The organism is Candidatus Acidiferrales bacterium (genome assembly GCA_035515795.1).
Lineage (GTDB): Bacteria > Bacteroidota > Ignavibacteria > Kryptoniales > JAKASW01 > JAKASW01.
On record DATJAY010000035.1, the window covers coordinates 302,212 to 323,136 of the forward strand.

Annotated in this window: 14 protein-coding genes; 6 read left to right on the forward strand and 8 right to left on the reverse strand. The window is 47.5% G+C overall.

The features are described 5' to 3' along the window. Positions 1-223 precede the first annotated feature (223 nt). Both VLX91_14900 and VLX91_14905 read right to left on the reverse strand, forming a co-directional pair. Complete coding sequence (locus VLX91_14900; GenBank protein ID HUI31496.1) at positions 224-1,750, reverse strand: CXXX repeat peptide maturase; 1,527 nt, start codon at positions 1,748-1,750, stop codon at positions 224-226. 2 nt (positions 1,751-1,752) lie between these two features. Then, complete coding sequence (locus tag VLX91_14905; GenBank protein HUI31497.1) at positions 1,753-2,949, reverse strand: radical SAM peptide maturase, CXXX-repeat target family; 1,197 nt, start codon at positions 2,947-2,949, stop codon at positions 1,753-1,755. A 1,051-nt stretch (positions 2,950-4,000) separates the two neighbouring features. On the opposite strand from VLX91_14905, the gene VLX91_14910 reads away from it, so the two are divergent. Next, positions 4,001-5,680 carry a T9SS type A sorting domain-containing protein gene (locus VLX91_14910; protein HUI31498.1) on the forward strand — a complete coding sequence of 560 codons (1,680 nt, stop codon included), beginning with the start codon at positions 4,001-4,003 and terminating at the stop codon, positions 5,678-5,680. A 25-nt stretch (positions 5,681-5,705) separates the two neighbouring features. On the opposite strand, the gene VLX91_14915 is transcribed toward VLX91_14910, so the two are convergent. The 5 genes from VLX91_14915 to VLX91_14935 all read right to left on the reverse strand — a co-directional run bounded on the left by VLX91_14915 (position 5,706) and on the right by VLX91_14935 (position 15,251). Then, complete coding sequence (locus VLX91_14915) at positions 5,706-9,314, reverse strand: UvrD-helicase domain-containing protein (GenBank protein ID HUI31499.1); 3,609 nt, start codon at positions 9,312-9,314, stop codon at positions 5,706-5,708. After that, positions 9,302-10,036 (reverse strand): ribonuclease H-like domain-containing protein, encoded by a 735-nt coding sequence (locus VLX91_14920; protein HUI31500.1) that lies wholly within the window; start codon positions 10,034-10,036, stop codon positions 9,302-9,304. Before VLX91_14920 ends, VLX91_14915 begins: the two co-directional genes overlap by 13 nt. A gap of 102 nt (positions 10,037-10,138) precedes the next feature. Further along, positions 10,139-10,627 (reverse strand): DUF2721 domain-containing protein, encoded by a 489-nt coding sequence (locus VLX91_14925; GenBank protein ID HUI31501.1) that lies wholly within the window; start codon positions 10,625-10,627, stop codon positions 10,139-10,141. A gap of 70 nt (positions 10,628-10,697) precedes the next feature. Then, positions 10,698-12,740, reverse strand: coding sequence for a S9 family peptidase (locus tag VLX91_14930; protein HUI31502.1), 2,043 nt, complete (start codon positions 12,738-12,740; stop codon positions 10,698-10,700). Between the two features lie 147 nt (positions 12,741-12,887). Beyond that, positions 12,888-15,251, reverse strand: a complete 2,364-nt coding sequence (locus VLX91_14935) for a beta-L-arabinofuranosidase domain-containing protein (protein ID HUI31503.1) — start codon at positions 15,249-15,251, stop codon at positions 12,888-12,890. 266 nt (positions 15,252-15,517) lie between these two features. Between VLX91_14935 and sufB the strand changes: the two genes are divergently transcribed. From sufB to VLX91_14960, 5 genes are read left to right on the forward strand one after another with little or no spacing between them, the layout of a single operon-like run. Beyond that, entirely contained in the window at positions 15,518-16,957 is a 1,440-nt protein-coding gene (gene sufB / locus VLX91_14940) for a Fe-S cluster assembly protein SufB (GenBank protein ID HUI31504.1), read from the forward strand. Positions 16,958-17,005: 48 nt separating this feature from the next. Further along, positions 17,006-17,770 (forward strand): Fe-S cluster assembly ATPase SufC, encoded by a 765-nt coding sequence (gene sufC, locus VLX91_14945; GenBank protein ID HUI31505.1) that lies wholly within the window; start codon positions 17,006-17,008, stop codon positions 17,768-17,770. A 15-nt stretch (positions 17,771-17,785) separates the two neighbouring features. Next, entirely contained in the window at positions 17,786-19,117 is a 1,332-nt protein-coding gene (gene sufD, locus VLX91_14950; protein HUI31506.1) for a Fe-S cluster assembly protein SufD, read from the forward strand. A gap of 10 nt (positions 19,118-19,127) precedes the next feature. Beyond that, the gene (locus VLX91_14955) at positions 19,128-19,466 is read left to right on the forward strand and encodes an iron-sulfur cluster assembly protein (GenBank protein HUI31507.1); all 339 of its coding nucleotides are present in this window, start codon (positions 19,128-19,130) and stop codon (positions 19,464-19,466) included. A gap of 41 nt (positions 19,467-19,507) precedes the next feature. Further along, positions 19,508-19,984 carry an Rrf2 family transcriptional regulator gene (locus tag VLX91_14960; protein HUI31508.1) on the forward strand — a complete coding sequence of 159 codons (477 nt, stop codon included), beginning with the start codon at positions 19,508-19,510 and terminating at the stop codon, positions 19,982-19,984. 11 nt (positions 19,985-19,995) lie between these two features. On the opposite strand, the gene VLX91_14965 is transcribed toward VLX91_14960, so the two are convergent. Beyond that, positions 19,996-20,922, reverse strand: coding sequence for a hypothetical protein (locus VLX91_14965; protein ID HUI31509.1), 927 nt, complete (start codon positions 20,920-20,922; stop codon positions 19,996-19,998). Positions 20,923-20,925 lie beyond the last annotated feature (3 nt).

Consider the following 20,925-nt stretch of genomic DNA (forward strand, 5'->3'; position numbering starts at 1 on the left):
GACACAGCAAACCATGTCAGAGTTGAAGATGGACGATGACAGTGTTATCAAAATCCTTATGATTGTTTCGTTCTAGGCGTTGGCAAGTTTGATTTCATTCTGCTTAAGAACCGGATGCATGCAGGGATTATCTTGGGAGGATGGGTGCGGTGATAATAGAAATTTCTATTTAATATTCTCGATTGCTATCTAACTTTTGTTAAATCATTGCCGTGATGGTGGATCATTCTTTCTCGAGATAAATCTCGCAAGATTCAAAGTTGATTTCCCATCTGTATCCAGGGCGGTTCTCCCACGAATAGTTTTTGCGCATGCCGTCCCACCAATTCTGGTAACGGACCGAAACGTCTCCCATGTCAGCTACTATTCGTTCGTATAACGAACTTTCATCAAGTGCAGTTTTGCTAAGGTTGCTAAGTGATTTGAATAATTCGGTGAGGCCGTTTTTTCGTTCGAAAAGTGCTCGTATCTCATCTCGTTCGGCGGGAGTCACTTTTCCAACTATTTTTTTCGTCGGCGTACCGGTAGAGTTCGGCTCAGGTTCGAGATTCGAATTTCCGTTATTTTTATTCGTGACCATTAATGGTTCGGCTCCTTTCTTCAATATTCCCAAAATCTCTTTCTGCGTATCAAGTACCATCTTTAAGACTTCTAGAACCGACATTTCGGCAAACCCTGTTTTCATAGGGGTAAATGTTCGGTCTGTCTCCTCGATTACAACGAATTCAGATTGTAGACCTTCGTTCATTTTGATGGGTATCGGATTTGGATAAATAGTCCCCGCGTGTGGCTCCTTAAAGCGATGCAGAACGGCTAAGGGATCCTCGTAATCTATCGACGATACATCGTTCACGGTTGCAAAAGCCGGGATGTCTCTTAGAATGCCGAGAAGCTTTCCGGTTGCCGTTCGCTCTTTGTGAGAAGCGACGCACTGTTGATTCGAAGGGGTGTTGACCTCGTACGTCAGTTTCTTGTTGAGATATATACAACGCAGGCATTGATATGCATCGCATTGTTTGCAAATCGGCGCGTGATCAAGGCGAAGAAGTTCAGAATTTGGAATATGTATTCCCTTTCCAAGGCTGCCCACAGAATCCTCGGGATTGTCATAGAGAAATCCAGCACAGAGATACAACCGGCCATCTGAGCCCACGGTGAGATGCTCGATACCAGCTTCGCAGTTCTTCATCTTGTTCAGAATCAGTCTGTCTGAAAGGAAGTTTAACTCAAAAATTTTTCCGTGACGATAATAATCTGACACCCTGTCTGCAATATTCAATAATTGTTGATCATAGAGGTTCAGATCAGCTTCGGTAGTTCTCTCCATCCCTACAATGCGTAAATTTAGTCGCTGGAAGACCCCCGATAAGCCGAATAAAATATCCTCTAATCGCGCAATCGATTCTATTGGCAAACGAACTATCACATTTCGTCCGGCATCAAGTCCGAAATCTGCGGCATGATCTATTTCGTCGGATTCAATGACTACGATGCCTTCGGGATATTTCTTGGCAAGCGCCAGAGGGACGATCTTTACATGATTCACGCTTTCAATGATGGATCTGTGTTGAGGCGGGGGGGCTGACTTTCCGTAGACAAACTGGACCGTCAAACCGTTGCTGCGGGCGAAATCTATCGTGGTCTGCACAGTTGCTTTAGGAATCGGCTCAGGGCTTGATGAGAGGTTTGGGTTGGTATAAAAGCAAAATGAAATGGATGATTTGTCGACTGGGAGAATTAGGAATCTCACTGTCAACGCAAATCAATTTGTTTGATATTTGCGGAGCGATCTTGTCCACCCGAAATTTTTCTGAATCGTTCCCAGTAATAATTATTTGCACGCACTCTCGCCTTGTGCATCTTACAAATGAACACTGCCCGCTGATAGATCGTATCTGAATCCGCTTCATCGTAGTTTAGCCCTTGACACCACGCACAACCCCTTGCAACCTCGCACTTGATGCATTCCTCCGAGCTCTGGCTCACCCTGTCAAGAGCAAGAAAGGGGCGAAGCTTATTTTGATCAATGCCTTCGAAACAATTTCCAATGCAGCGAGGCTTTTGTTTGGCCATGGAATACGGAGCAAACCTGATGCAGGGGTAGAAATCTCCTTTATAATCCACTGCGAGCATTTTGCCTGCCCCGCACCAATTCTGGTTGTCGCGTACACAATCTAATGGCTGACCGATCGAATCCGAAAAGAAAGTTGCGTTGGCTTTCGTGAAGAGTCTTTGCAAGAGCACATAGTCCGCGAGCTTGACTAATTGTTCTTCCAAGATCATGTCATCTCCTTCCTGCCAAACATTTTCGAATACGACATTGATGTATACGCTCTTGATCCCAAGGTCCCAAAGATGAAGAACGCTCTCGAAAATAAACGGCAGGTCGGCGTGGGAGACGGTGACTTTACTGCCCGATCCCGGAAACTGGGAGAGCCAAAGAGGAACGTTCCGTACCACGTCGGCGTATGAACCCCTCCCGTTCGGATACACTCTTTGCATATCGTGTTTGGGTTGGGAACCATCGATTGTAATCCCGATACTGAGATGCGTTTTATTCTTCTCAATATACTTTTGGACCTTCGGGTGGTCGTACAGTATGCCGTTGGTGGAGAAACTGAATCGATAACTGTTGAACCAGGGGTGAGATTCCTCATACATGCGGCGCTTGATATAGTCGCTGACCTGATCGATTAACTCAATTTCGAGGAAGGGTTCTCCGCCGATGAAATCCCAGATCACGGATTGTTCGGTGAATATTTGCCGCTCGCGAAGAAGATACTCAACGGTCTGACGGGCGATATCGAAACTCATCCTGTTTTGGTGATTCTTTCCGTGGAGATAACAGTAACGGCATCTGAGCTGGCAGTCTTCGGTCACAATAAGCGTGACGTTCTTGGCCACCGCTTCGCCCCACGTCTTCGGATTCTTGCCAAAAATGTAATCCATCATAAATCGAATTCTTCAACGACGACCCGATCAAAAATGGTCTGAAAAAAAACGAATACAAGCGACGTTAGCACATTCAATAACTTGCAAGCACGCAGCCGGCTGTGCATGTGTATGTGCAGTCAGACGCGCCGCAGCCACCCGAGCAGCCGCTTCCGCAAGACATACTACATGCATTCTTACAACCACCCGAGCAAGTGCTGCTGCACCCGACCGCACAACCTCTGCTGCACGTAGACCCGCAAGCGTACGCACAACCCGATACGCACCCACCCTCGCAAGTATCATAGCAACCTGTTGTACAATATTGGGAACAACTGCCGGTACAGCTGCCAGTACAGGTACTTCTACAACTGCCAGTACAGTTGCCAGTACAGGTGGTGGAACACGTGCCCGTACAACCGCCAGTACAAGTAGTGGAACAACCACCAGTACAGGTGGTGGAACAACCACCAGTACAGGTATTGTTACAACTGCCGGTACAGGTCCCGGTACAGGTAGTGGAACAACTGCCCGTGCACGTATTTTTGCATGCCCCAGTACAATCATTCGCACAAGTTGCCTTGCATGCCCCCGTGCAGGTTGTGGAGCATCCGGTTGTACATGAAGAGGCGCAATCGGCACAAGTGCTTACCGGATTATTTTTTTTGCATGAATCAACTAGAAAGGAAAGACCGAGCACAGCAATGCCTGGAAGCACGGTGCCGACAGTGGTGATAAATCGGCGTCGGTCGAGAGTTGAAGATTCGGTACTTTCTTCTGAAGACATAGGGGCATACCTCCTTTTGTCAGAATCAATTACCACATCAACAGGGAAAAGCCAGCGTAATTAATATAGGTAGTTCATAGTGCGTTGTCAAGTTAGATCTACATAGTCTGGTGAGGTTTCCCTGCCGATGACTCATCAGGGTAATTATCGTCAGAGGCGGAATGAAATCTGCACTTTCGTCTAATCATTCGACTTTAGATAGCACTTGTCAATTCTATCCGCGAGCGGTAAATTGTGCTGGAGGAACGAAGCACCATTTAATAACAGAGAGGAGATGCAGAGATGTTCCATTTTACGGGGAAAACTATGTACCTGGTTTTTTTTCTGACGATGTTCATATGCATACCTTGCGTGAATGCACAGCTCAAAGCAAGATATGCCGGTGTTACTTTCAGATTGTTGGGAACGGTGGGCTATAACACGGTCCGGATCAAGAGGGACCCCACCTCCGGGAATTTATATGTCCTTCAAAATAACGGCATCATCCAGCGTGTCAACTTCAATTCAGACACCACCGCAGCAACCCTTACCACGGTTTATCAAACATCGAATCATCATCTCAACGCACCGCTGGGAATGACATTTGGAAGCGACGGGACGATGTATCTGGTTGGAAACGACTCGACTACCGTTCTCGGAACGGCGAGCATAGTGAAAGGTATTCCGGTTTCGCCCGGTAGCGAGAATCGGACCTGGAGCATGATTGCGACAACCGTGCCGTACCCCTACGGCAATGTCTATAACCACAGGATGAGCGGAATTGTTTTGAATCCGACCGGAGATTCCATTTATGTTAATAGTGGAGCGGCCACGGATCATGGTGAAGTCGAGAACGGAGGTTACCGCGAATCGGGGTTGACTTCGATAGTATTGAGGCTTCCTATCGACGGAGACAATATCGTACTTCAGAACGACAGAGACTGGCTCCGATCCAACGGATATCTCTTGTGTGAGGGAATCAGAAATACCTTCGACCTTGCGTATGCAGGCAACGGCGATCTGTTTGGCGTTGAGAATTCCGGCGACCGCGACGATCCCGAAGAGTTGAACTGGATCAGAGCAGGACATCATTACGGATTTCCCTGGCGGATAAGTACCGACCTTACTCCACAGCAGTTTACACCTTATGATCCGCACACCGATCCACTGTTAAGTCCCAATGCGTGGGGAGGTGGAAATCTATATAAGACTTTTAGCAACGATACGGCTTATCCGCAAGCCCCCGACAGTATTACTTTCACCTATCCGATTCCGAGCTACGGGCCCGATGCGGATCACTTTCGCGATACGACGACAGGACAGGTGGAGGATGCGAGCCAGCTTGGCAAGAAGATATATACATTTACCCCTCATCGGTCGCCGGACGGTATCGTTTTCGATAGAGACTCGTTGCTCGCAGGGAATCTGCAAGGAGGCGGCTTGGTGATATGTCTTGAGAACTCTGCTCTCATCACAGCACTCGGAGACACGAGTCAGGATTTGCTTCTCGTCGAATTGACAAAAGACAGCGGCAACTATTCCGCACACGTGATAAGGCTGGTATCAGGCTTCCTCTCACCTCTTGGTGAGGAACTTGTCGGGAACAAATTGTTTGTCGTCGAAACAGGTTTGAACTACAACAACAATTCCCCTAGACTATGGGAAATAACTTTACCTCTGGCGAGTACGACGGCGGTTCGCAAGACCCACAATGCGCAAGAATCTTTTGAGCTGGATCAGAATTATCCGAATCCATTCAATCCTTCAACCGTGATAAAGTATCAGCTTCCACAAACCAGTTATGTTAGTCTTAAAGTCTACGATGTGCTTGGGAGAGAGAGGGAGACGTTGGTTAATGCTCGAGAAACCGCAGGAACACATTCGGTCGCATTCAACGCGGCCACCCTGCCGAGTGGAGTTTATTTCTACAAGTTGCAGGCTGGAGATTACTCATCCGTAAAGAAAGCGATATTGATGAAATAGAAACTGGAGTTTGGAGGCGTTCACTCTACCTCCTCTTCAACAAACATTCTCTCTTTAATTCTCCTGCGAAATATTCGCACTCGGAGCAGTGAGGCGTTGATGTCGGGAGACTGCCGTCATCAGCCGAAGGATAAGATCCATCGGCTGATTCGATTGCTTTAATTTTGCGAATCGTGTCTGCGATTTCATTTTCAAAAACTTCGATCTCTTTTCTGGAATATTTTCTTGTTAAGTATTTTCCGGCGCCGCGAGTAAAAATGATCGTCACGTCAAAGACGTTTTGCTCCGGTTTCAGTTTGCTGCAAAGCGACGCATAAAACCTCATCTGGATTTCGTATTCGGAGTAGATTCTGTCTAATCCCCTATCCAAACGGTTTGTCTTATAGTCGAAAATATGAAGGCCGTCTTCGTCCTCCGTCACCACGTCAAGCGTTCCCGTAAGATGGTCGTTTCCGAATCTTTCAGTTATCGTTTCCTCGAGGTAGAGTTTGCCGGGCCTTAGTATGTTCATTATAGTGTCAAGTCCATTTTTAGAATTCTCGACTATCTGAGCCAAAAAGTTTTGGGCTTCATCCTTGCGCAATGAACTACCCAGATGCCGGTTTATCGCCTGCTGAGAAACTCTGGTCAACTCGGTATCGTCATGATTATCTTTTGCCAGAAGGTCGCGCAGGACCGCATGAACCATCTCGCCCTTTACTGTCGAGAGGATCGAATCGTCGTGCTCATCAAGCTGGTTTCCAATCTCGTGCCTCCGCCCTTTCGTCTCCGGTGTCGGCATCCCGAGACGATATTTGAGAAAATATTTAGTCGGGCAGAGATTGAAGGTCTGCAAGACGGTGGCTGAATATATTTCGCTGTCGATATCAGCAGGAATAGAGGCAAGAAAAATTTCAACCGGTTTCGTAGTACTTAGAATTCCTCCGGCGCGGGTTTTTTTCATCACTGAAGAATTTATTTCCATGGGAAATTCCTGAGAGTGAACACGCACCTTACCGTTTGGGAATCCATAATAGCCGGACGGAGGCAAAGAGGAAACATCAAAGGATTTAGAGATTATCTCGGTAAATGAATATACGCCCTTTGAGTTTGGCTTCTTAGGAGCCGTAGTTAGAATGAGCCTGTCCATCGCGCGCGTGCAAGCGACGTAAAACAGCCGGGCGATTTCCGCCTGCTCATTTTGCCGCTCGAATCGCTGGTAAAGCGACATCTCAGGAGGAACTTCATTAGAAATGAACGGTAGCACACCTATCTGATCATTAGCGATAAGGCTCTGCCTTCGTGTGGTTGTCGCTTCACAAAACGGCACAATGACCACGGGAAATTCGAGCCCTTTCGCAGCGTGAACAGTCATTATTTTTACGACGTCCGCCGTCTCTTCAACGATAGCCTGTCCTTCGCGCACGGTTTCCTTCAGGTACTTCAACCTCTCGACAAAATCATAAAGGTTATTGAAACCTCTTCCCTCAAACTCACGTGCGACGCCAAGCAACTTTTTCATATTCGCAATTCGCTGCTCACCGGTCGCCGAAAGCCGGTAAGCCCCGAGCCATCCCGTCCGTTCGAGAATTCGATTGATTAACTGCGGAATAGTAAGACGGTGTGCAAGCTGGATCTCGTCGACCAGCACAGATGAGGCATATCTCACTTCATCGGAGGCACCTTCCGTTCGAGCAAATGATTCAAACCTCTCAAACAGCGTTTCCCCGTCGACCAAAGAAACCTTAAACAGTTCGTCATCCGATACCCCGAAGAAGGGTGAGCGGAGAACCGTCAACAGGCCGATATCCGAGTTGTTATCCAGGAGAAAAGTCAGGTAGTTCGTAAGATCGAAAATTTCCTGGGCGGAATAAAATCCGATTCCCGAGGTCACCGAATACGGTACGTTCTTTTTGTTAAGGGCCTCTTCGAGAATCTCGAGCCGCGAGCGGCTCCTCAGAAGTATGGCGATGTCTCCGTATTTGATTTTCCTGGTTTCTTCGTTCAGCTTGACATCTCTCACGGTTTCGTTTCTAACAATCATCTCATTAATTCGCGAGGCGACAAACAATGCCTGTTGCTCACTTGTGCTAAATTCAGAGGAGGAATCGACATTTGAGTCATCCTCGGACATTTCGTCCTTCTTGTTTTCACGTGCCAGGAAAATCTCAACGGCAGGTTCCGCTCCGTTCGGCCGTCCCGCAATTAGCGGTTTGTATTCCGTTTGAAAAGGCGAAGGCAATCCGATTGTACCGAGGACTCGATCTTGCGTTATGGCTTTTCCGGAAGGGATCCATTCGGACGAAAAGATTTTGTTCACGAAGGATGCAAGCTCGGTGTTCATGCGAAAACTCTCGAGAAGAGGAATCGCAGCACCTTTTTTTAGGCCAGAAATTTGTGTTTCCGCCCGGATCGAGACTTCGACCTGGGCATTGCGGAAGCGATAGATCGACTGTTTCGGATCGCCGACGACAAAGAGTTTCGTTTCGCCCGAGAAGTTGTCGATGAGATTCAGAAAAATATCGTACTGCAGAAAATTTGTGTCCTGGAATTCATCGACCATGATGTGTTTGAATCGCGATGTAAGTGTGGTGCGGACACTTTGATTCTCGCGCAGCAGGTGCATCGTCTTGATTTGCAGGTCGTCGAAGTCGAGAGCGCTTATGGCAAACTTCTTTCTGTCGTAATGCTCAACACTCTTCTCAAATAAGTCCAATAATGTCTGCAGAAGTTGAAAATAATCCTTGATTGTTTTTCGGTCTAAAGAGAATTGAGAGAGAGATTCTTGGGCGACTTTAAGAATCAAAATGGCGACATCCGATGAATAGGTCGGACCATCGACTATTGTTGCTTCTCGTTTTCGTGGATTGCCTTCTTTCGTCAGAATTTTCCGAAGGAGAACCGTGAGCGGGTTTAAAACATCTCCATCATCCCCGAAAGATCCCTCCATCTCTTTTATTTCAGCCGTGAGGTTGCCTTTTTTTAGCTTCACATTTTCTCTTGCGATCCTGGTGACTGCGTCAGACAGATTTCGCCAATGCTCACGGACGACGGCCTCGGTCATCAAGAGTTGGTGTCCCGTTATTTTTATATGCTCGATTTTTTCGCGACTGTTGAGCAAGTCGAATAAAAGTTTGAGTGTCCTTTTGTAACCGAGTCTCACGAGGATTTTATATGCATTTCCGTGGATCGTCCTTTCTTCAGCCAGTGCTTCCCTCACCGCTCGAGTGCATGATTCTTCTTTTAAGGTTGCCGAATCAAAATCCTCCAGCACTTTGAAGTTCGCATCTACACCGGCTTCCACCGGAAACTCTCTGAGCACCTGAGAACAGAACGAGTGAATTGTGCTGATGTTTGCCTCAAGCATTTTGCTTTTGGCATTTCTGAACTTGTTAGGATAGTTGCTATGTCCCCCCGAAATTTTCTCCCCTGCGATCTCTGAATTTATTCTTGCCCCGATTCTTTCCTTGAGTTCGAGGGCTGCTTTGTCGGTGAACGTAAGACAGAGAATCTGTTCAACGTCGGTGCCGTTCCTGACCGCCTCGACATACCGCTCTGTTAGGACGCGTGTCTTTCCCGAACCTGCATTCGCCGTAACAGAAATGTGGTCTTCTAAATTGAGAGCCTTATGCTGCTGTTCTGTCAGCCCTGCCATTTTGTCCCGGCGAGGAGTTCCTTCCATTTTACATATAATTGGGCGGTTGCTTTTACATCACCGAGGCAGTACTCTGCAATTTCGCAATATTTTTTTGCTCTGAAATAGTCGTTGATGTCATATCCGGTTATGCCATGCGACTTCGGGCTTTCTATGCCGAACGACTTACAGTAGAAATCGAGATTGAATTTTCTGGTCGTGCCATGGTATGTAAGCTCTTCCAGCAGATCAATATGGTGCGGCATCTGGTAGCGGGTCCCCACCATCAGATCACGGGTCGGTTTGATACCGAGGATCGCCGACCTTAGCATCAGGAAAGGACAGTCGAAGTTTCTACCGTTGAATGTGATGAAGTCGTCGAAGCGTGTTATGTATTCCCAGAATTTTGTCAGGATCTTTCTTTCGTCTCCGCTGACGTAAGTGAAAGACTTCTCCACGCCGCTTTGTGCAGGATCCGGAATCTTCTTTTCGGTCTCCGATTCTTCTTCGGCCACGTAAAGTGAAATTCCGTTTCCCGATTCGACGTTCAAGAGTGCGATTGCCACTACCCTTGCAGTCAGCGGCCATAGGTTCCACTGTTTTATCAGATCATCTTTCACTTGCTGCCGCTTCTCTTCGTTTTCTTCCTTATCTGCTCCCTTCATCAGGTATTCAACCTGTGCACTGTCAAACTCTTCAGGCGTGAAACCCGACGTCTCAATATCAAACACTACCGCTGCCATAATGCCTCCTAAATTATAGATTCTTTATTGTAAAAACCTATAGCGAACAAACAACAATTATACTTTATGCCATTGACACATATACTTTGCGATACTTCACGGCTATTCTTCTGCGCCTATTTCCAGCTGAATAATTTCGTAGCCCTTTCTTGATTCCAAAACTCCGAATACGACTCCGACAAAAACCATTATCATTCCGATCAAGAATGCTGCGGTTGAGATGTAATGGATTTCAACGAAACCCTGAAACAGAGCAAGTCCGATCAGCAGCGAACTTATCACGAAGAAAGCGGCGGCGATCGTGTAACTCATTACGCAATTCCGAACTAGTTTCGCACGCATATTCAAATGACTCAACTGCCTCGCTGTACTTTCAAGGCGCAGGCTTTCTTCAGGAGTAAAGTCACGATTGCCCGCCTTTGAGACAAGGCGCCTCTTCTCATCGTTGATCAGCCGTATCCGGTTTACAACGCTTGAATATTTGTTGTTCGCACCGAGCAGCAAAAGTCCGCATGCGCTGATCATCACCGCCGGCGAAATCATAAGCTGGATGATTCTGGAAGCGTCTACAGATTGATCTGCAAGGAACATGTTAAGTTTACGTTATCTTAGTCGGTGATTGGTTCGACGCTGCAATATAATACAAAACCTCGATAACACATTAGTTCCCGATATACTTACCGATCCAGGTGAGAACCGTATTGTACCACAGACGCGAATCCTGCGGCTTCGTGACAAAGTGATACTCGTTCGGGAAATACAACATCTCCGACGGTACGCCCTGCATTTGAAGTGCGGTGAATAATTGAAATCCCTGGCTTACGTCGAGGCGAAAATCGTTTTGACTGTGAATTACGAGCATCGGTGTTTTGAAATCGTTTACGTAACTGCTCGGAGACCATTTCTTGTAAAGATCAGGATTGGACCATGGTGTCCCTTTGAATTCCCAGATCGGAAACCATAACTCTTCCGTCGAGCCGAATGCGCTTGCTGCATCGTATAAACCATCATGGCTCACGAAACATTTGAATGTCCCCATGTCATTATGGCCTTCCATCCAGTTCATCATATAGCCGCCGTAGGAAGCACCGGCAGCTGCAATTTTGTTTTTGTCTATGAAAGAATAATGACTTGTGACGTATTCGACGCCGTCCATCAAATCCACGAAAACTTTTCCTCCCCAGTCGCCGCTGATCTCATCGGTGAACTTTTGTCCGTAGCCTGTCGAGCCGCGCGGGTTGATCATGACCGCGACGTAGCTTGGTGAAGCAAACAATTCAGCATTCCATCTGTAGTGAAATTCGTCCATCCACTGGCCCTGGGGACCACCGTGAACGAGAAAAACCATTGGATATTTCTTGTGCGGGTCAAAATTCGGCGGCTTGATCAGGAAACCTTCAACCTTTGTCTCGCCGGCGCCGTTGAACCAAAAAGATTCCCACGGATTCATGTCGAGTTGTGCAAGGAGCGAATCGTTGATATGGGTAAGCTGGGTTGCTTCGCGAGTTTCGAGATTCATCCTGTAAATCTCGTTCGGATGCGTCACCGATTGGCGAAGAAATATGAGGTACTTCGCGTCAGGGGTAATCGTAAGTTCGGTGTTTGTGGAGTTCTCGGTCATCTTCTGTATTTTGCCGTTTGCTGCATCGACTTCATAGATATTATGATAGCCTTCGTCATCGGAGTTGAAGTAAAGTCTCTTGCTGTCAGGCGACCAGACGACCTCATCAACAGAACGATCAAATTTTTCCGTGAGGTTTATTAATGTACTGTCTTTGCGGTCATAGAGCATCAACTGTGACCTATCTGACTCGAATCCCGGCACCAGCTGAGCCCTGTACGCGATGTAGCGTCCATCTGGGGAATAAAGCGGCTGGTTGTCGTTCGATTTGTTAGTGGTGATCCTCTTCGACTCCCCGCCATAAATGCTGACGGTAAACAAATCGTTATTCGTACTTACGGCGATCATCCTCGCCGTATTCTTTACGTAGCAGAGTTCTTTGGAGTCAGGTGAAAATGCGTAGTCCATTCTTCCGCCGAGGTCAATTGGCGGTGTATCGTAATCGCCCGGAGTCAAATCTCTTGTCGAGCCGCTGTCCACATTGACGAGGAATAAATGACTTCGTTTCCCGTCCTTCCAGTAATTCCAAATCCTGTAAGGAAGAGTCGTGAAGAATTTTGCCTTCACCTTTCCGTTTTCAAGTTCTGTCCCCCGCGCCTTGTTTGCTGAGTCGCTCTTCGAATCGGGAAAGACATCGGAGGCAAACGCTATGTGTTTTCCGTCCGGTGACCATAGGAGCCCGCTTGCACCGAGTGCGATGCTGGTTATCTTCTTGGCTGTTTCTCCCGTCGTGTCCTCAACGTAAACTTGAGAGACACCGTTCGTATCGTCGGCTACAAATGCAATTCTCTTCCCGTCCGGCGACCAGACCGGATCGCTGCTTGACTTCATTCCGGTATTGAACTCATGTCTTTCTTTTCCATCGATCGACACGAAAAAAATACTGCTTGCACCTTTGTTTTCATCCATGCTGTACCTGGTTATAACGCACACTATTGTCTTCCCGTCCGGAGAGACCTGCGGGTCGGAGACTCTTCCGACTTTCCACATATCTTCGACGGTGATGGGACGCTTCTGTTGCGCCACAGCTGCAGGCGCAAGAATTAGTGCCATGGTCAGGAAATAGTTGAGCATCTTTTGCATTAGGGACTCCTCCTTCGGTTCACGAGCTTAGTTGCAAAAATTAACGACACAATTTAATCGAGTACCTTGAAAATTTCCTCTTTCAGAAGTGAAAGGGCCTAAAATTTTTCTGCGGCCTTTTTTTCGTCGCGCGGTGCCGTTTCATTTCTATTTGGACTCACGTTTCACAATTCTGACGTCATATATGCCGCCGGCGGCACCTGTCTGAGGGCATTGGAACTTGACTGTGACGTCGGCCTTCCCTTTTACGAGCGAATCCGCCAGCGGGTATTCTATGCTGAAAAATCTTCCGAGTTTGATCATGGACGGCGTTTTCGTAGCCACCTTCTCCGCATCGACCATGATGTCGAACTTTCCTCTCAGCGGTTCACTCCCCCAATATGTCACGAGAAGATCATTTAATGTACCGGGGTTCACTTTCAATTTGAATGAAAACCATCCGCTCCAGGTTGCATCTACCCACGGTTTGCCCGCTGATTCTCCAGTTTCTGTGATATAGCCTGCAAATCCATGATTGTGCTCGTCCAGAGTGTCGCCAATCTTCACGGCGTCGATTGTTCTGGCATCGACGTTTTTCTTTTCCTCCAACTCTTTCTGTTCCTCAACTTGCTCCGCCTCCCAGTTTTTATTGGTGTAGAGATCCCAATAAACGGAATATCTCCGATCGTGGATCTGGTAAAAAGGAACCATCTGCACATCGCTGGGCTCCCCGATATTCTTCGTTCTGAATGTCAATGATTTGCCCTTCACAGGTTCAAGCCACTCCGATACGGGTTTCATGTTTGTTACAAGCGCTGGTATTCGAGAAGTGTCTCCAACGGGACCGAGATCGCCAGCGAGGAGGACTGGCCCGTAGAACACAGCAATTCGGTTTGGATTGTCGGGCATCGATTCCGTACGGAGCGACATTTTCCAATCTACCAGAACCGTGTCACCGGTTTTCCATACTCTGCTAAGAGAGACGTATGACTCTCGCATACTCTTAGGGTCTACCGGTCGACCGTTGACATCGATGAGGGAACCTCCATTCGCCCAGAATGGATGGCGAATCTTAAATGTCAGCATCACGGGTCTTTCACAAGTAAAAATATATTTCACTATCCCCGATTCTGGAAAATCCGTCTCCTGCCGAACGCGAACACTCTTTGACGACCAATTCAGTTCGGAGGCTATGAAAAGATTAACGTATATCGAGGAGCTGTCGTGAAAATAAATATTGTCGTTATACCTCGCATGGTTTTCCATTCCGGTCCCAGTGCAGCACCAAAAATCATTGAAAGGCGTATTATACGTTTTGTGACCTCCTGGCTCCAGCGGAATGTAGTAACACATCATACCATCTTCGGGATTTTGCGACCCGAGTATGTGATTCAATACTGCCCGCTCATAATAGTCCGCATATTTGGGTTGAGGATCGTGGCAAAACAGATATCGAGTCAACTTCAGCATATTGTAAGTGTTGCATGATTCGGTCGTGTTATAGTTGAGGTAGTCGTTAAGAGTGTCCGGCGGCCCGAATGTTTCTCCATCGCTGTTTCCGCCGGTGACATATGAATGATGGTACACGACGGTTTGCCAGAAAAATTTCGCCGTCGCGTCCAGCTCCGTGTCTCCGGTTAGTTCGTAGATTCTTTCGATGCCGATGATTTTTGGAAACTGCGTATTTGCATGAAAGCCGTTCAAATCGTCATGCCGTTTGGAAAGTGGTCCCAGCACGCGGTTGTCATAGAATTTTCTCGCTGCTTCAAGATATTTCTTATCACCCGTTATTGCGTAGGCATCCGCCATCACTTCGTTTATTCCACCGTATTCAACATTGAGCATTATTTGCCACTGATCATAGCTAAGATTCTTAGTCGTTTCGCAAACCCAGTCGGCGAGGCGTACCATGACCGTCTTCGCCTCTTCATTTCCACAATATAAATAACTGTCACGCAAACCGGCCATCAGCTTGTGTATGGTGTACCATGGTGCCCATCCGTCCATGCCGTGTGTTGAATCTATTTCGGCACGTGAAATTCCTCCAAAAATATTCTTACCGTCAGGTATCGCGGCGACATACCCGTTGCCGTTTGCTCTCTGGCATGAATCCAGCTGATTCACTATGTAATTCACGCGCTCAAGGAAATCTTTGTCATCTGTGTCGAGATACATTATCGAGCAAGCCGAGAGATAATGTCCGAGAGTATGACCAGCTAAACCTAACGATTCCCAGCCACCGTACACTGGAGCTTTCGGCAGCAGGCCCGCCTCTTTCCGGAACCAGCTGAGCAGCCGATCCGGGTCAAGACTGAGCATATATGCCGAATCCATTTCCATCGCATGTCTGAACGGCCCATCCAACAACTTCACCTCGTCAGGTAAGAATGGTTTAACTTTCGGAGGAACAACGGGATTCACTTTGTATGTTGTCTTGAGATTTTCTCCCGCTAAACCAAACGATACGATCGACAACAGGGCACCGATAACTATTGCCGCAGTCTCTGCGGAATAAGATCTCAATTTTTTCATGATTGTCTCTCTTAACTTTTTCGAATTTCTGATCCGAGTCTCATTATGCCGCCGCCGCTCAGTTGCTAAGTGTCGACACCGTCTATCTTACAACTCAAAAACTGGAAATTCAACTGGGCTTGGCCTTGGAAGAACGCAAAACACGTCCGAAAAGCCGAAAATCAATTGTTTTAATAAGTTTTTCAATCTTGACTTTAAAATCCAGATTAGTTAAAATATAAATACAATGATCATGAAACGAGTTCAAATCTAGAGACTGCCACAAAATGAGTAATGATATAGTCGAGAAGCTAGCAAACACCGAGTACAAATACGGTTTCGTCTCGGATGTCGAGGAAGAAAAAATTCCGAAGGGTCTGAATGAAAATGTCATCAGACTGATTTCGGAGAAGAAACATGAGCCAGACTGGATGCTTGAGTGGCGGTTGAAAGCATATCGCCATTGGCTGACCATGAAGGAGCCGCACTGGTCGAACGTGAAATACGGCCCGATCGATTATCAGGACATTGTTTATTATGCTGCTCCCAAGAAGAAACCAAAACTCGGCAGCCTCAGCGATGCCGATCCAACTCTCCTGCAGGCGTTCGAGAAATTGGGAATTCCTCTTGAAGAACAGAAGCAGCTCGCCGGAGTTGCAGTCGATGCGGTGTTCGACAGCGTCTCGGTCGCAACCACGTTCAAGGAAAAGTTGAGCGAGCTCGGAGTAATTTTCTGCTCGATGTCGGAAGCACTTCAAAATCATTCCGATCTTGTTAGGAAATACTTAGGTACGGTCGTTCCATACACCGATAACTTTTTCGCTTCCTTAAATTCGGCGGTCTTCAGTGACGGCTCGTTTGCCTTTGTTCCGAAAGGTGTTCGCTGCCCGATGGAGCTCTCGACTTACTTTCGGATCAACGCATCTGAGACCGGACAATTCGAGAGAACGCTCATCGTTGCAGAAGAAGGGAGTTACGTCAGTTACCTCGAGGGTTGCACCGCTCCGATTCGCGACACGAACCAGCTTCACGCTGCAGTCGTCGAGCTTGTCGCTCTCGATCGCGCCGAGATAAAATACTCGACAGTGCAGAACTGGTATCCGGGCGACAAAGACGGCAAAGGTGGAATCTATAATTTCGTGACAAAGCGCGGCGCTTGTCGCGGTGTGAATTCCAAAATATCCTGGACGCAGGTCGAGACCGGCTCCGCAATCACGTGGAAATATCCGAGCTGCATTCTACAGGGAGATAATTCCATCGGCGAGTTTTACTCCGTCGCGATGACAAATAACCTGCAGCAGGCGGATACAGGCACGAAGATGATCCATATCGGAAAAAACACAAAGAGCACGATTATCTCGAAAGGAATTTCTGCCGGCAGAAGTAACAACAGCTATCGTGGTCAAGTCAGAATCACAAAAAAGGCCGAGAACGCTCGAAACTATTCGCAGTGCGATTCTCTTCTTATCGGCGATAAATGCGGCGCGCATACGTTCCCGTACCTCGAAACAAACAACCCAACTGCGCAGGTAGAACACGAAGCTACCACGTCAAAGATCGGTGCGGATCAGATTTTTTACTTGAACCAAAGGGGAATATCGACCGAAGACGCGGTTCGATTGATCGTCAACGGTTATTGTAAGCAAGTATTCCAGCAGCTTCCCATGGAGTTTGCAGTGGAGGCGACACGGCTGCTCGGTATGAGCCTCGAGGGAAGTGTGGGATGATTGCTACAATCGGCTATTTGCTGTTGGCAATTATCATAGAGGAACTCAATGTTAGTAATTAAAAATCTGTTCGTATCTATCGAAGAAAAAGAAATTTTAAGAGGGATCGATCTAGAAGTAAACGCAGGCGAAGTCCATGCAATCATGGGACCTAACGGCTCAGGCAAAAGCACGCTTGCCAACGTTCTTGCGGGCCGCCCGGAATATCAGGTGACAAGAGGCGAGGTGATCTATGAAGGAAAAGATCTTTTAGCCATGTCGCCGGAAGTCAGGGCGCGAGAAGGAGTCTTTCTGGCGTTCCAGTATCCGGTCGAACTCCCGGGAGTCAACAACACAACTTTTCTTCGTGCCGCGTTGAATGAGGGTCGCAAGTACAGAAACCAACCCGAAATCGGTGCAGGACAATTCCTCTCGCTGCTTAAAAAGAAGATGCAGCTCGTCGAGATGACGGACACTTTATTGAGCCGCTCCGTTAACGAAGGATTCTCCGGTGGTGAAAAGAAACGCAACGAAATTCTGCAGATGGCGGTGCTCGAGCCGAAATTGTCGATACTTGACGAGACCGATTCCGGTCTCGATATCGACGCGCTTCGAATTGTCGCAAATGGTGTCAATAAACTTCGCTCGAAAGACAATGCGATTATTCTTGTGACACATTACCAGCGTCTTCTCAATTACATCGTGCCCGACTTCGTGCATGTCCTTTATAACGGCAAGATTGTAAAATCCGGCGGCAAAGGTCTGGCGCTCGAGCTCGAAGAAAAAGGCTACGATTGGTTGAAGGAAAAAGACGCAACGGTTGCCGCAGAATAATAATTTGATCGGACAATGGCTGACAGTAGTCAAATAAAAAACTGGTATATATCGCTCTTCAAGGATTTTGAAAACCATTTGAATGGAGAGAAGTCTTCCCGGTTTCACAAACTTCGCAAGGAAGCGATTACAAAGTTCGCTGAGCTTGATTTTCCCGATTTACACCAGGAAGATTGGCGGTTTACGGATGTGAGCCCGATCCTGAAATACAATTTCAACTATTCGACCAAAGGAATCCTTCCGTCGAAAGACGAATTCTTGAAATACACATTTGAAGGAATGGAAGCTCATATCGTTGTATTTGTAAACGGTTTTTATTCGCCTGAGCTTTCGATTCTTCATCCGCCGCCGGCTGGGACAATAATGGGAAGCCTTGCGGCGGCGATGAAGCAGGGCGATGAGAGAATTCAAGATTGCATTTTGAAACGTACTGCTTCAGATATAAATACCTTTACAGCCCTCAACACGGCGTTCGCAGTAGATGGTGCGTTCGTTTACATCCCGGAAAACACAGTGGTAGAAAAGCCCATCCATCTCATGTTCTTTTCGCACCTGGCAGACAAAACGATTTCGCAACCGAGAAATCTTATTGTCGCCGGTAAGAATTCTCAAGCGAGAATTATCGAGCATTACATCGGCACGGGCAAAGACGTTTATTTCACAAATACCGTGACTGAACTCTATCTGGGTGAGGGCTCAAACGTTGAAACTGTCAAGGTCCAGGTGGAAGGCATGAACGCTTACCACATTGCGACAACAGAAGCAGTATTGGAATCGAACAGCAATTATGAATCGCAGGCGGTATCTCTTGGTGCGAATATTTACAGGCACAATTTGAATGTTATTTTGAAGGGGGAAGGCGGAAATGCCGCGCTCGAAGGATTGTACCTCACTTCCGGCAGCCAGCTTTCCGATACCCACTCGCTGATCGATCACGCGGCTCCCCACTGCACGAGCCATGAAAATTACAAAGGCATCCTGGATGACAGCTCCCGCGGTGTCTTCAACGGAAAAATAATGGTACGGAAAGGTGCACAGCAGACAAATTCGTACCAGGAAAATAGGAACATAATTTTATCTAATGATGCAAAAGTAGACACCAAACCGCAGCTTGAAATTTTTGCCGATGATGTGAAGTGCTCGCATGGTGCGACCGTCGGTCAGCTCAACAAAGAATCGATTTTCTATCTGAGGTCGCGCGGAATTGGAGAAGAAGAGGCAAAATTGATTTTGATCTACGCATTTGCTAACGATGTGCTAAAAAATGTTAAGATTGAAGAAATCCGGAACTCGCTCGAAACGGTTTTGTCGAACAGGTTTTTGAAAGTCCAGCAGGCTAACAGGTGAAGAGGTAAAAATGTCTGAAGAGCCAAGCACGAAAGTCATAGATAAAAAAGGAATTGAAGATAAAGTCGTCGACGCCATAAAGGAGTGCTACGATCCTGAAATTCCCGTCAACATCTGGGAATTAGGGTTGGTATACGAGATAATTGTCAGCGACGATTTCGTCGTCCATGTAAAGATGACGCTTACTGCTCCCGGCTGTCCTGCGGCGCGGTCGCTGCCGATCGAGGTACACGAAAGGGTCGCACAGATACCTGAAGTCAAGGATGTCAATGTCGAGATTGTCTGGGAGCCGCCATGGACGCCTGAGATGATGTCACAGGAAGCGAAACTGGAATTAGGATTCATGTAAACGGAACGCTGTTCACTGAACGGCAATGAGGTTGAAGGATTATGAAAGTTAGTGCACAAGAAGAATATGGTTTGCGCTGTTTGCTGCGCATCGGGAGTGCGGATCAATCGGATGGTCTGACGATCCCGGAGATAAGCAGGATGGAAGGGTTGACTCCGGCAAACGTCGCAAAACTTCTCCGGATACTGCGTCTTGGCGGATTCATAGAGAGTGCACGCGGACGATCGGGTGGATACAAGCTGGCCCGGTCGGCAGATCGAATCATCGTCGGAGACGTTTTGACGCTGCTGGGCGGGAAGATTTACGAAGAAACGTTTTGCGGTTCACACACCGGCGCAATCGACGTGTGCAATCATATCATCGACTGCTCGATGCGCTCCCTCTGGCGATCTGTGCAAAGCGCGGTCAATGTCGTCCTGAAGAAAATAACGCTGAGAGATATGCTCGGGAACGAAAGAGTGGTGACGGAATTAGTTACGGCATTGAATAAGGAAATTGCAGAAAGTCAGACGGCTTAGCAAAAAGTCATTCAGGCGATTCGTTTCTTAAACAGCTCAACGATCGCCGGCGTGATGTCAACGATAGATTCTAATTTTCCCTTAAAAAAATCAACGTGCTCGCCTGCTACTGCGGTGAGCGATGAATTGAGTGTGTGAGTTCTCACGGAGAGGTCCTCTACGTTCCCGTGATCGCTCGATATCAGGATTGTCAGATTTCTCAGCCCGTCTTCCACGATTCCCCCGAGAAATTCGTCGAACGTTCTCAACACTTTTTCTGCCATCGCCTTGTTCTGATCGTGCCCCGCCTTGTCCGTCAGGAAGAATTCGAACATTGTAAAATCATGTTTGTCCGCAATCCGTCTAAGGATTTTTCCCGAATCGAAAGGCATCATCGGTTTGATGTCTGAATAGCCGAGATTTGAATCCCACCTTTCAGCAGTTATGTCGGCGGAAATTCCATCGCCGCTCCGAAGCGAGTCGGCCGTGCAAAGCGGAACGCCGCTCATAATGCATGAGAGCGTCGTAGCGCTAAGCCTTCGCTGGCCCGACTCGACATATTCGAAAAACTGTCTAGGGAATGCATTCGCAAAGTGAACCTCTGCGCCCAGACTCTTCAGTGACTTAAAAATATTCTTGTCTTCGAGAATCGGCCGAATCTGCGAATGCGGATAGGGGCCGAAGTGCATCCCGATAGCCTGGGCAGCGTTGACTCCCGTGAATAGCGTTACCTGTCCCGTGCCGCTTTGGGGCAATCCTTCAACGCCAAGGAGCGCATCACATGGCTGGATGAAAGTTGTGCCGTTCTGCATCGAAGGATTTCCCTTCGACGGGATGCCGCCAAAGATCTTTTTTATATGTTTGAGGTCAACGGAGAAGAATGGATTTGTTTCAGGATCGTCATCGCCGATTCCGACACCATCTAGAAAGAGAAAGAGGAAATGCGGTGCGCCGGTCACATA

Bases quoted from the DNA above. Each gene is read 5' to 3' on its own strand.
- VLX91_14905 (HUI31497.1), bottom strand. From the start codon at position 2,949: ATGGATTACATTTTTGGCAAGAATCCGAAGACGTGGGGCGAAGCGGTG.
- VLX91_14910 (HUI31498.1), top strand. From the start codon at position 4,001: ATGTTCCATTTTACGGGGAAAACTATGTACCTGGTTTTTTTTCTGACG.
- VLX91_14915 (HUI31499.1), bottom strand. From the start codon at position 9,314: ATGGCAGGGCTGACAGAACAGCAGCATAAGGCTCTCAATTTAGAAGAC.
- VLX91_14920 (HUI31500.1), bottom strand. From the start codon at position 10,036: ATGGCAGCGGTAGTGTTTGATATTGAGACGTCGGGTTTCACGCCTGAA.
- VLX91_14925 (HUI31501.1), bottom strand. From the start codon at position 10,627: ATGTTCCTTGCAGATCAATCTGTAGACGCTTCCAGAATCATCCAGCTT.
- VLX91_14930 (HUI31502.1), bottom strand. From the start codon at position 12,740: ATGCAAAAGATGCTCAACTATTTCCTGACCATGGCACTAATTCTTGCG.
- VLX91_14935 (HUI31503.1), bottom strand. From the start codon at position 15,251: ATGAAAAAATTGAGATCTTATTCCGCAGAGACTGCGGCAATAGTTATC.
- sufB (HUI31504.1), top strand. From the start codon at position 15,518: ATGAGTAATGATATAGTCGAGAAGCTAGCAAACACCGAGTACAAATAC.
- sufC (HUI31505.1), top strand. From the start codon at position 17,006: ATGTTAGTAATTAAAAATCTGTTCGTATCTATCGAAGAAAAAGAAATT.
- sufD (HUI31506.1), top strand. From the start codon at position 17,786: ATGGCTGACAGTAGTCAAATAAAAAACTGGTATATATCGCTCTTCAAG.
- VLX91_14955 (HUI31507.1), top strand. From the start codon at position 19,128: ATGTCTGAAGAGCCAAGCACGAAAGTCATAGATAAAAAAGGAATTGAA.
- VLX91_14960 (HUI31508.1), top strand. From the start codon at position 19,508: ATGAAAGTTAGTGCACAAGAAGAATATGGTTTGCGCTGTTTGCTGCGC.